Here is an 11,403-nt window from a genome sequence, read left to right as displayed (position 1 = left end):
AGTCGTAACACCCGAAACTGGGATTGGCAGCCAGAAGTCTGTTTAAATCCTGATAAACCAAACAATAATGCGGCGAAAAAAACCGACACTACTGTCCACTAATTTTTAACTGATGCGACAACTACGTTGACATTTACCGGCCTTAATGGTTGCAAATGCGTGATTGCAAGACTTAACCCCAATTTTTCTTCAGGCCGAAAGACGGCGTTGAGCTAAAGTTCCTCATGCAAGCGACCTTCCACATATTTATGGAGAATGCTGGCAATCAGGGTCTGATAAGGCATGCCTTCCGCCAGTGCCTTCTTCTGGAGTCCCCGCAGGTCCTTGGAAGAAAGCCTGATATTGATTCGTGCATCCTTCTTAAACATAGCCTGTGCATACTGCTGATGCCGCGTCTTACTTTCCTCGAAATCAAGTGATCTCGGGAGATCTCCAGCATCGAATATGTCCAGAATTTCCTGCTCTTCTTTATCCAGCTTGCTCATTTCGAACCTCCCAATACGCAGTTATGTGCGGTTTCTCCAAGACGTAGGGTCTTTCTTCGCATGAAGCACAGCCGTAACAATGATATTTTGATTTTGAACTAAATAGAATACACGGAGAGGAAAGCGAGTTATTGAAGTGCGCCTTAGTTCTTTGTAAATTTTACGGTAAATGAGCGGATTCTTTTGAAGTTTATCTAAGGCTTCTTCTACGCAAAGTAGAAAATCATGGCCAAGGCCTAGCCGTTTCTCTTCGAAAAATTCGAATTGCTCCTCGATATCAAACTCTGCTTCTTTCCGAAGCGTGAGTTTGTATTTCATTTCTTAGATAGTATTCGAGCTTTAACATTAGACCACGAAGATCCTACGTGCTGATCAATTTCGAACGATGCGAGTCGCCGATCTAGTTCCGCTTTCTGAGCTTCTGTGAGCTCTATTTCCGAATCATCAGCAACAATGCTGTCCCATAGGGCTTCGGCAAGAATAATACGTTCAGAAACAGTAAGAGATTGAATCTCCATAACATTTACCTCGTGTTGGACAAGCGAAGAGGATTTTAACACAACTCTTGGGCAGAACAAGATGGGTAGAGAAGAGAGCAGACTTATAGTACTTCCCCACAATTCAAACACGACATGCACCCGTCCATTAACACCATGGCCTTGGTGCTGCATTTGTTGCACAGTACCGCATTTCTGGAAAACCCGTAGGTGGATTCGATGTAGGCAAATCACCAAAGCTTTAAGGTTGACGGTTTGCTATCGCGAAACCATCCTACGAGCTTTCTTTCTGACGCCCAACGATAGCATCAAGCGGCATCCAATTCCCTCAATGGCAAATGCAGCAATGACAAATTCTGAATATCGGCCTTTTGACTGGCATGCTGGACATCGATACCGACCAAAGCACCGTTTTCATCAAAGTCCAAAACAACGCCATCGGCCACTTCGTCTGAATCGACGGAAGGCCGATCCGCTAAATGAATGTAAAGAGAGTCCGTTTTTTTGTCGTAATTTAGTTTCATGGCTTAAATCTCCTATCAGGGAAAGCGTTGTGGACGGTTTTACCGTCTTCAAGCGTGACGACCCGCAAGAATTTATTGAGCTCAGGCACAAATATCCAATGCCGAATCCGTCCGTCGTCTTGAACTTCCCGGCGAATGGAATGAGATAACGCGGTTTGGCACCACTCCAGTTTTAGGTAAGGCCTTTTCAGCAATATGTTGTCACGAAAATAATCGGTTGTAGTTAACTCGTCCATCGTATAAATATATTGAGCAGTTTACTATTAAACACACTTAGACTCCCCACAATTCAAACACGTCATCCATCCATCCAATAACAACATGGCCTTGGTGCTGCATTTGTTGCACAGCACCGCTTTTTCCGGAAAATCGGTATGGTGGATTCGCCGCAGGCAATCCACCCTAGCTTTGAGGTTGACGGTTTGCTATCGCGAAACCGTCCTTCGAGCTATCAGAAATTCCATTCGTCGGAACCCGGTTCCGCCTTAATGGTTGCAAATGCGTTATTACAAGACTTGACCCCAGTTTGCATTCTTCCCCACCTTATGGGTTATTCTTTTACCAAATAAGCCCCAATAGCAGTTGTTATTGCTAAATAAATCGGGGAGGTTGTTGATATGGATGAGGTAGCTTCTTCAAAAAGAGGTAGAAACAAAAGTGTTCTTGCACTATATCTTGAAATATTAATTTCAAAAAGAACACTTAAAAATGCTACACAGCCAATACATCCAACGAATAGAAAAAAATATCCAATAACCAAATTTATGTTTCTTACAATCATAATATTTTCCTTTCAAGATGTAACCTACAAGATTTTAGAATGATCGCCACGTTGCAAGCCCATATTTGATATTTTTACGGTGTCTGAATGTTTGCACACTTCACATTTGAGCTTTATTTGTAGGGTAAATCCTTTTGCAGATTTCGACTTTATTTCTTTACATTCATCATAAGGATTACTTTCTTGCTCTTCACGGACCTTATAGTCAAGTAATCTCAGAATTTCACTACCCTGACATTTTGGGCAGAAGAAGTAAAAATAGTCAGTTGAATCTGTTGCTCCCTTCAACTTTCCATTTTTAACAGATTCACTACCGTGCGAAAAATGCTCGTTCATTATTAATTCTCTTTTGATTGCTGATTAAAATCAGGTCTAACCCGGAAAGTGGATTCGAAGTAGGCAATCCAACATAGCTTTGAGGTTGACGGTTTGCTATCGCGAAACCATCCTACGATCTATCAGAGGTTCTATTCGACTGAACCCGATTTCGCTTTAATGGTTGCAAATGCGTGATTGCATGACATGACCCCAATTTTGCATGGCCGCGCTTCGGTTGAACGCAATGTTAGGAATTTATTTATGGTGCCCTTGCATGTACTCTTCCACTGTTGGAGGAATAATTTTAAACCATTGGAAAGCAAAAACTTCTTCGCGAGTACGATTGTAGGCTACAGAATCTTCGGCAGTAAACCCGTTACCTGGAATGCCATCTGCGTTAACGACAATCAAGGTCAAAGGGGGAATTTTATTTATCTCGCAAAAGTCCATGATACGACCAAGAATATAAGAAAGCGGCCTGTTATCTGAATACCCCATCAGTTCAGCCAACTCACCGTACCTAACCAACTGTCTATTTGATGCTTTCGCAATCAAATACTGCCAGGCTTGAACAGCACGAACAGCAGATTTCCTGCCTGTTTCAGCTTGCTCTGCTACATCTGTAAACCACTGAATCATAAACCCTCCTTAAGTTCTAATAGAAACTGAAACCCTAACAAGTCATTACCCAAATCCGGATAACACCCATTTTAAAATGATAAACGGAAAGAGATGGCATCCGTCCGCGCATCCCCATCACCCACACTTCGACTCGCCACAATTCAAACACGTCATGCATCCGTCCATTAACACCATGGCCTTGGTGCTGCACTTGCTGCACAGAACCGCTTTTTCCGGAAAAGACTCGCCTTCCGTTTCACCGTGCATGGCTTCGAATTCGCGGCGTTTGTCGGCCAGAAACTGTTTCTGATGGTCGGTCATGACTTCCGGCTTGATCATGCCGATGTGTTTCATGTGCGTTTCGATGGCACAGCCGATCTCGGCGACCAGAGACGGCATGAACACACCGCCTTTTTTGAAATAGCCGCCTTTGGGATCGAACACCGCTTTTAATTCTTCAACCAAAAACGTCGCATCGCCGCCTTTGCGGAATACGGCCGAGATAACCCGGGTCAGTGCCAGTACCCACTGGAAATGCTCCATGTTTTTGGAGTTGATGAAGATCTCGTAAGGGCGGCGCTCTTCGTGAGCTGTATGCTGGTTCAGAATAATGTCGTTGATGGTGATGTACAGCGCATGCTCGGACTGCGGCGTTTTGATCTTGTAGGTGGAGCCGATCAGCACTTCCGGACGTTCGACATTTTCATGCATGCTTTCAACCGATTGCTGGGGTTCTTGCGGCTGGGCTGCTTCGGTATTTTCTTTGGTCAGCACTTTATAACTGACGATTTTTTGAGAGATTTTGTGTAGGGTCATGGGTTTTCCGTATTCTGTAGATTGGGTTAGCGTAACCCAACATTAAATGCCGTCGTGTTGGGTTACGGCTAGCGCCTAACCCAACCTACATTTTTTTGAAAATCAAAACTTGCCGTAGTAACCTTCTTTCAACGCATCGAACAAATTGGCGGCGGTATGGATTTCGCCGTCATACTCCACTTCTTCGTTGCCTTTGTATTCCACTACGTGTCCGTCATCCAGCGTAAACTGGTAGGTCGTGTTTTCCAGATCGGATTCTTTGACCAGTACACCCTGGAAGACTTCCGGATTGAACCGGAACGTGGTGCAGCCTTTCAGGCCTTGGTCGTAAGCGTATTCGTAGATAGACTTGAAGTCTTCATACGGAAAATCGGTAGGCACGTTGGCGGTTTTGGAAATGGATGAGTCTATCCATTTTTGCGCGGCCGCTTGAATGTCGACATGCTGTTTGGGCGTGATTTCATCGGCAGAGATAAAATAATCCGGCAGTTGCCTGGCTGGATCATCGCTGTAAGGCATGGCTTCAGGGTTGACCAAATGACGGTAAGCCAGAAGTTCGAACGAAAATACGTCGATTTTTTCTTTGGATTTTTTCCCTTCCCGAATCACGTTGCGCGAATAATGATGAGCAAAGCTGGGCTCGATGCCGTTGCTGGCATTGTTGGCTAACGATAACGAGATTGTGCCGGTTGGCGCAATGGAGCTGTGATGCGTAAAACGGCAGCCGGTTTCGGCCAGTTCGGCAACCAGTTTCGGCTCTTCTTTGGCCAGTTGTTGCATGTAACGGCTGTATTTGGCGTGCAGGATCTTACCGGGAATTTGATCACCCACTTTATAACCGTCTTGTTTCATTTCAGGTCGTTTATGCAGCATTTCGCCGGTGACGGTGAACAACTCGTTCATGATCGGCGCCGGGCCTTTTTCTTTGGCCAGTTCCAGACCGGCTTTCCAGCCTTCAATCGCCAATTCCTTGGTGACTTGTTCGGTAAACGCAAGCGATTCCGCTTCACCGTATCGCATACCCAGCATCGCAATGGTCGAGCCCAGGCCCAGATAGCCCATGCCGTGACGGCGTTTACCGGTGATTTCCTTGCGTTGTTTTTCCAGTGGCAGACCGTTAATTTCAACCACGTTGTCCAGCATACGGGTGAAAATGCGGATGGTTTTGCGGTAGGCGTCCCAATCGAACTGCGCTTCTTTGCCAAACGGATGCATTACAAAGCGGGTCAGGTTGATAGAACCCAGCAAACAGCTGCCGTAAGGCGGCAGGGGTTGCTCGCCGCAAGGATTGGTCGCGCGGATATGTTCGCAAAACCAGTTGTTGTTCATTTCGTTGACTTTATCGATCAGGATAAAACCCGGTTCGGCATAATCATAGGTGGAAGACATGATGATGTCCCACAAGCGGCGGGCCGGCATGACCTTACTGATGCGGCAAGCCACCAAACCAGCGTCATTGACCACATAACCCTTTTTGTTCGGTAAATCGCGCCAAACGATTTTGCTGCTGTCAGTCAGATCCAGTTTGTCGACTTTGGCTTCACGCTGGGTGACCGGGAATGACAACGCCCAGGGTTTATCATTTTTGACCGCTTCTACAAATTCGCTGGTAATCAGCAGCGACAGATTAAATTGACGCAGGCGGCCGTCTTCGCGTTTGGCCCGGATGAAATCGACGACATCAGGATGGGCGACATCAAACGTAGCCATTTGTGCGCCACGGCGGCCACCGGCAGACGAGACGGTGAAACACATCTTGTCGTAGATATCCATGAACGACAACGGCCCGGACGTGTAGGCACCTGCGCCCGATACATAGGCGTCTTTCGGCCGCAAGGTAGAAAATTCGTAACCAATGCCGCAACCGGCTTTCAGCGTCAAACCCGCTTCGTGGACTTTGGACAGAATATCGTCCATAGAATCTTCGATGATGCCGGATACGGTACAATTGATCGTTGAGGTGGCGGGTTTGTGTTCCAACGCTCCGGCATTGGAGACAATTCTACCGGCCGGAATTGCACCTTTGCGCAACGCCCATAAAAAATCCTTGTAGTTTTTTTCTTGCAGTGCCTTGTCTTGCTCGACACCGGCCAGGGCTTTGGCAACGCGTTTGTAGGTTTCATCGATGTTGGCATCGATGGCTGCGCCGTCTTTGGTTTTTAGGCGGTACTTGCTGTCCCAAATATCCAGCGAAGCACTTTGTAGCGGAATTTCGTCATCGTTTGGCGTAACAATATGGAGTGTAGCGGTCATTCGTTGATTCCCTTTTCTGGTTGAGCAATTAACTGTTTTTTTTGGCACTGTTCGCGTTAGTAGTTGAATGTAAATCAACACCGTCATTCCGGCATGGATTGCCGGAGCCGTTAGACCGCGTAAGCGAATCCACGTCACAAGGATGTGAAAGCCCAACGCCATCCATGGCTTCTGGACCCCGGCAATCCCTGCCGGGGCGACGCCTACTATTAACGCGAACATATCCTTTTTTTTGCACTAAAGCGGGGCGAAACCGCCTAAGATATTGATGTATATTAAGTTACAGATGAAAATTGACTGAATCCGTAAATACACCTTATGTAGTGCCTGTGAAAATATACTAGCACAATATATTGTGCTGTCAGTAGGAATTTTCTAGCGATAACCAGAGGTTTTTCAGGTAGTTTTTATAGTTCAATGGGTTAGCTTCAAGATTTGAAATTCACATGAGGCAATGGATGAGTTGAACGCGGAAAATGGTTTTTTCACTTTACAGATAAACAATTTGGATAGGATTATTCAGCCCATTTCATTTTATCTATGCTTTCTTCAGGCGAAGTTTAAAATACGGCTTATAAAATAAGCGGATGCTAAAAAACTATATTGAGCCAAGTCTAAACAGGGAGGGTTTGATGCGTTCCTCGAAAGGCTTTTCCCTACTCAAAATGACGCTAAAAATATCAAACTGGGAATTGCTATCTTTTTTAGGCTAATTTTTTTCTTTCAACCTTTGATGTCGCTGCCATGAAAAATTACACGTTGCCGGTATTACTCTTTCTATTTGTGATCGGTATTAGTGATGCCCTTGCCTTACGATGCGGCAACAGGATAATCCGCATAGGTGATCATAAAACCGATGTGCTGCAAAAATGCGGGGAACCGGATTACGCCGAAACGCGGTTAGGTGTTGAAGGCAGTCGATTACGGCATAATCGGGGGGTGCTAGAAATTGAAAGCTATGAACAAGTGGTCATTGATGAGTGGATCTACAATTTCGGTCCGCGAAAATTAAAGCAATTTTTACTGTTTGAAAACAGCGTGTTAAAAGAAACTCGCAACCTGGGTTACGGTGATTGAAAGTAAGGCCTTCTGCCGCTTCAGGCAAACTTATCAGGAAGCCAGCCCCGCTCAACACAGGCACGAAAACACCATTCCGGGGTGGTTTCGGTTTTGTAGCTCCAAAAAAACCAACCCAGATATTTTTCAAAAGTCACTAATTGGGCAGCAGAAAAAGCACGATAGGCAATGGTCATTTGTACAGAGTCCATCGCTGTTAACGCATGATTAAAAGCCCCCTCCTTCCATAAAGAAAAGACTTTTTTATCCAATCCCAAACTCCATTCACCCACATAAGTCGGCAAAGCCAGGCCGGAAATAATGTCGTCGGCTTCGTTTTTCCAATCAATGGCCGCTTTTTGGATATGACCATAGATATCCAGATCAATATCGTCTTGAACAAAACACTGGTAACGATGAATATCGAACACAACATTTTGATACTCCGGCTCGTTCATGAAGTCTTGGTATTCTTTGTACGAGCGAAACCCATCATGAACTACGACCGCCACATGCTCAGGCTGACAATATTTTCGGATGCGGTGATAGGCGTCTTGATTGTATTGCTTTAAGAGCTCAGTGGCGATATCCCAGCGAGGTTCGTTCAAAACCTGAATGGCATGCAGGGCCGGGTTGGTGGCGTATCGTTCCGCCAGCCGCTCCAGCACTGTCAGAGCATAATCGATGAAAGCGGGTTGCGTATGCCACTCACACACACCTTGGATGCCTCCGTTGTCAAAGCCGTTCTGACAACCCGGTGCGGCATGCAAATCCAGCACAACATGCAAAGCAAAGTCTTCAGCCCATCGCATTGCTTGGTCCAGAATGTCGATGCCGCCTTGAACAAAGGGATAACGCAAGGACCCGTAGGCGGCATGGTAGGGATAGTCGGGCCCGAAGAGCCAATGCCCGACAGGAATTCTCACTGCATTGATGCCGGTTTTAGCCAGCCAGGCAAAATCATCCCGGGTAATAAAGCTGTTCCAGTGCTGTTTGAGTAAAGGTCCGGCCCGCTCGCCCAATTCAACACAATAGGCAGTTTCATCATGTGCCTCCAAGCCTTCAAACAGGCTGGGCGTCATCCATTTCTCCAAAACCAGCCAGCCGCCCAGATTAACGCCACGCAGCTTTTTCCTGTGCTTATTTTCAGGCATCAGAGACTTTAGCTTAAAGCGTTAAACGGCGTTCGTGAAAAGCATCTGCGGTCGGCTGGTTCATAATGGTCAGCAAAGAAGCGTCCGGCAACCTTTCAGTTATCAAACGCAACATGTCTGCCTCGCCTACGGGATCCAGCGAATCAAAAGCTTCCTGCACCAAAATCCACTTGGGCTTAACCAGAAGTAAGCGGACCAATCCCAACCGCTGCATTTGTTCGCGCGACAGTGTTTTTTCCCATTGATCGACATGATCCAGCTGTTCGAGTAAGTCATTAAGCCCTGCGGCATCGACCGCCTGTTCAAGATCGGCCTGATTAAAAGCCGACACCGGATAGGGGTAACAAATTGCCGAACGCAGCGTGCCTCTCGGCAAATAAGGTCTTGGCGGCATAAAGTACATGGGCTCATCATCCGGTAAATAGATGGTGCCTTTACCCCAGGGCCAAAGACCGGCTATAGCCTTGAACAGTTTGGCAGCCGTTGCGCCATTGCCGGATATAAGAACGTGCTCCCCTTGTCTTACCTGATCTTCGATACAACCTATGATCATTTCCCCATTGAGTTTAGCGATACATACCTGGTTGAAACCAAGTACCGATTCTTCAGATTTGACCAGTCTTATGCGCTGTTGCGTTTCGTCTTTATTCTTTTTTTCCAGGTCATCCAGCGCATCGACCAAGCCTAAAACCCGCTCTACCGATGCCCGCCATTCTGCCACTTTTGCCATGTTATCGACCGGCCACGATAAGGCGCCGGCCATTTGTTGAAACGCCTGAGCGGACTGGACCAAGGCACCCAATGAAATGAATCCGGCGATATAGCGCGGGGCCGAGATCAGAATGGGAAAAGCCATGGAAAAGACCGAATAGCCGGAAGTGAACATCAAAATATTGGACCAGGCACGGGTTTGTCGCTGCCACGCTCGATAGATGTCTTTAAACAGATGCAGAAAACGGTTCCGTTCGGTACTTTCTCCCCGAACCAACGCAATGGCGATAGAATTCTCGCGCGCCGTCACCAGGCCAAAGCGAAAGTTTGCCTCTTCGGTTTGTCTGGCATCGGTGGCTTGAGTCAAGGGACGCCCGATAACCCAGCCCAGCGTTGAAGCAAACGCGGCATAGATAATTGCCAGCCAGACCAGATGCCCGTAAACCGAGAACTCCAGACTGCCCAATTTAAGCGTTATATGTCCGGACAACGTCCACAGTATCTGCGTGAAACTGACTATCAGCAGCAAGCAATAAAAAAGTGAATGGATTAAATCAATCGCATATTCGGTGGCTATCCGGATATCTTCGGCAATGCGGCCGTCCGGATTGTCATGCCGCCCTTCCATGTGCGTGATCTGATAATGCCGGCCGTTATTCATCCACTCGCCAATCAAGCGTTGAGTCAGCCAACTGCGCCAATCAATTTGTAACTGGCGTTTCATTTTCAGGTGGTTTGAAGTGACAATGACGTTTGCAACAAGGATCAGCGCAATAATCACGATTTGCTTGGTCAACCCGGACATGGAACGCTGGTCCAGGGTATTGAACAGATTGGCGCTCCATTCGGTCAGCAATACTGCGATGGCAATCTGCATAATCGTAAATACGATCAGCCCCAGGGTCAATTTGTGAATAGTGGCTTTATTTTCAGAATGCCAGAATGGACCGGCCAGTTTGATGAATTCTACAAAAAATCTGCTTGAGTAATTCAAAGGATATCTCCCTATCGGGTTAATTAAGTTCGCCCGGCACTTTTTTAACCGGGTTGCTGAACCACACCACACTATTAAAAACCGACGAATGCGGATTTTTATTGTCAGAGCGCCTCTCAAGCGAGTGATACGAAGCGGTCAGGTAAGGTTCCATTTACTTTCTTTTTATTATTGTTTCTGAACGTTACGAATTGTAATAGCTAATACGTATGTGTTGCCAACTATTCAAGTCAAGCAACACCAGAATTCACAGATTCGGTGAAGTTAATTGCTTCAAAAGGTTTGTCATTTTTTGCTGTTCGGGTGTTGGTTTAAGAAGCGCCTCCAGTGATGTCATAACCCGGACTAAATCAACCGGCTCATCCGCATCTTGTAAACTGTCCGTATGAAAAATATCACCAAAACGGGTAATTGCATTTAAAAATTGTGCTCCGGTATCGGATTGACTGTAAATTATGTCGGTCCAAAGCGTCTGAGGAAGCGGTCGATTTCCGCCAAATAGCCAGAATCCCCCATCAAGACTCGGACCAAAAGCGAATCTTGAAAAATCAATACCGGATAACCAGTGAGCACAATCACACACTTGATGGCTAGTCATTTGAGGGATATCCGCCCCTACTAAAAGCACATAGGGATGCCGCTGTAAAAGCTGTTCGTAGATCCGCCCCATACGCTCACCCAATCCGCCGTCCCCCTGCCAGACCGTCGGCAACACTTGCCAATAAAAATGATCCAAAGCGTCGACTTCCGCAACAGCGTAGTACCCTTGCAATGGAAACTGTTGACAGGCATCCATTATGACCGATGTCACGGCTTGAGCAGCCGTTAAATGAAAGGTTTCTGCAGTCTCGACTCCGAGCGTAGCCGCCAAGCGGGTTTTAACAGCCGACAAGCCCGGTGTTTTAACAAACAGCGCAATGGCACCGCTAGCTTGTTTCATGCTTAAGTTTTCGATAGCCAGCGGTGTACTTTCAACTTTCATCTCTGCCTTTTTTAACTTTAAATTGTTTGAATCGCTTTTTGGTAACTACTCGCCCGCTTTGAATTAAGGGTGTAGGTGCTTGATTTCAAAGGACGCATCAATACGTCCCTGTAGCTCTCTGCAACATCCCTGTTGCAGAAGCCTTTTCAATCAACCACCTACACCCTCTATAATTGGAGGGGTGAGTAGATACGCTTTTTGTATCAATAGA

General features: G+C 46.5%; 14 protein-coding genes and 2 pseudogenes. 1 reads left to right on the top strand and 15 read right to left on the bottom strand.

The window, feature by feature from the left end:
- Nucleotides 1-212: 212 nt before the first annotated feature.
- The 12 genes and pseudogenes from Q7V32_RS09815 to Q7V32_RS09760 all read right to left on the bottom strand — a co-directional run bounded on the left by Q7V32_RS09815 (nucleotide 213) and on the right by Q7V32_RS09760 (nucleotide 6,295).
- Nucleotides 213-485, bottom strand: a complete 273-nt coding sequence (locus Q7V32_RS09815) for a CopG family antitoxin (protein WP_304896797.1) — start codon at nucleotides 483-485, stop codon at nucleotides 213-215.
- Between the two features lie 21 nt (nucleotides 486-506).
- Nucleotides 507-803 carry a type II toxin-antitoxin system RelE/ParE family toxin gene (locus Q7V32_RS09810; protein ID WP_304896796.1) on the bottom strand — a complete coding sequence of 99 codons (297 nt, stop codon included), beginning with the start codon at nucleotides 801-803 and terminating at the stop codon, nucleotides 507-509.
- A complete protein-coding gene (locus tag Q7V32_RS09805) occupies nucleotides 800-1,003 on the bottom strand; it encodes an addiction module protein (protein WP_304896795.1) in 204 nt (67 codons plus the stop codon). Before Q7V32_RS09805 ends, Q7V32_RS09810 begins: the two co-directional genes overlap by 4 nt.
- An 83-nt stretch (nucleotides 1,004-1,086) precedes the next feature.
- Nucleotides 1,087-1,185 (bottom strand): annotated as a pseudogene (locus Q7V32_RS09800) (NrdJb); the annotation flags it as partial.
- 105 nt (nucleotides 1,186-1,290) lie between these two features.
- Nucleotides 1,291-1,506 carry a DUF2283 domain-containing protein gene (locus Q7V32_RS09795; protein ID WP_304896794.1) on the bottom strand — a complete coding sequence of 72 codons (216 nt, stop codon included), beginning with the start codon at nucleotides 1,504-1,506 and terminating at the stop codon, nucleotides 1,291-1,293.
- Nucleotides 1,503-1,742 carry a hypothetical protein gene (locus Q7V32_RS09790; protein ID WP_304896793.1) on the bottom strand — a complete coding sequence of 80 codons (240 nt, stop codon included), beginning with the start codon at nucleotides 1,740-1,742 and terminating at the stop codon, nucleotides 1,503-1,505. Before Q7V32_RS09790 ends, Q7V32_RS09795 begins: the two co-directional genes overlap by 4 nt.
- Before the next feature lie 27 nt (nucleotides 1,743-1,769).
- Nucleotides 1,770-1,874 (bottom strand): annotated as a pseudogene (locus Q7V32_RS09785) (NrdJb); the annotation flags it as partial.
- A 182-nt stretch (nucleotides 1,875-2,056) separates the two neighbouring features.
- Nucleotides 2,057-2,287: a hypothetical protein gene (locus tag Q7V32_RS09780; protein WP_304896792.1), complete on the bottom strand. Its 231-nt coding sequence runs from the start codon at nucleotides 2,285-2,287 to the stop codon at nucleotides 2,057-2,059.
- Nucleotides 2,288-2,311: 24 nt separating this feature from the next.
- The gene (locus Q7V32_RS09775; protein ID WP_304896791.1) at nucleotides 2,312-2,623 is read right to left on the bottom strand and encodes a hypothetical protein; all 312 of its coding nucleotides are present in this window, start codon (nucleotides 2,621-2,623) and stop codon (nucleotides 2,312-2,314) included.
- Between the two features lie 237 nt (nucleotides 2,624-2,860).
- Complete coding sequence (locus Q7V32_RS09770) at nucleotides 2,861-3,244, bottom strand: hypothetical protein (RefSeq protein ID WP_304896790.1); 384 nt, start codon at nucleotides 3,242-3,244, stop codon at nucleotides 2,861-2,863.
- 117 nt (nucleotides 3,245-3,361) lie between these two features.
- Complete coding sequence (locus Q7V32_RS09765; RefSeq protein WP_304896789.1) at nucleotides 3,362-4,042, bottom strand: NrdJb; 681 nt, start codon at nucleotides 4,040-4,042, stop codon at nucleotides 3,362-3,364.
- A gap of 102 nt (nucleotides 4,043-4,144) precedes the next feature.
- A complete protein-coding gene (locus Q7V32_RS09760) occupies nucleotides 4,145-6,295 on the bottom strand; it encodes an adenosylcobalamin-dependent ribonucleoside-diphosphate reductase (RefSeq protein ID WP_370691451.1) in 2,151 nt (716 codons plus the stop codon).
- Between the two features lie 744 nt (nucleotides 6,296-7,039).
- Between Q7V32_RS09760 and Q7V32_RS09755 the strand changes: the two genes are divergently transcribed.
- On the top strand, nucleotides 7,040-7,372 hold the full coding sequence (locus Q7V32_RS09755) for a DUF2845 domain-containing protein (RefSeq protein ID WP_304896787.1): 333 nt from the start codon (nucleotides 7,040-7,042) through the stop codon (nucleotides 7,370-7,372).
- Nucleotides 7,373-7,392: 20 nt separating this feature from the next.
- On the opposite strand, the gene Q7V32_RS09750 is transcribed toward Q7V32_RS09755, so the two are convergent.
- The 3 genes from Q7V32_RS09750 to Q7V32_RS09740 form a co-directional block, all read right to left on the bottom strand.
- Nucleotides 7,393-8,505 (bottom strand): glycoside hydrolase family 5 protein, encoded by a 1,113-nt coding sequence (locus tag Q7V32_RS09750; protein WP_304896786.1) that lies wholly within the window; start codon nucleotides 8,503-8,505, stop codon nucleotides 7,393-7,395.
- A gap of 13 nt (nucleotides 8,506-8,518) precedes the next feature.
- Nucleotides 8,519-10,210, bottom strand: coding sequence for an ABC transporter ATP-binding protein/permease (locus Q7V32_RS09745; RefSeq protein WP_304896785.1), 1,692 nt, complete (start codon nucleotides 10,208-10,210; stop codon nucleotides 8,519-8,521).
- Nucleotides 10,211-10,457: 247 nt separating this feature from the next.
- Entirely contained in the window at nucleotides 10,458-11,192 is a 735-nt protein-coding gene (locus Q7V32_RS09740) for a DUF2064 domain-containing protein (RefSeq protein WP_304896784.1), read from the bottom strand.
- Between the last annotated feature and the right edge of the window lie 211 nt (nucleotides 11,193-11,403).

Origin of the sequence: Methylicorpusculum sp., from assembly GCF_030651835.1 — a bacterium.
Lineage (GTDB): Bacteria > Pseudomonadota > Gammaproteobacteria > Methylococcales > Methylomonadaceae > Methylicorpusculum.
Note: the sequence above shows the minus strand (reverse complement) of the source record. Positions and strands in the feature narration are given on the sequence as shown.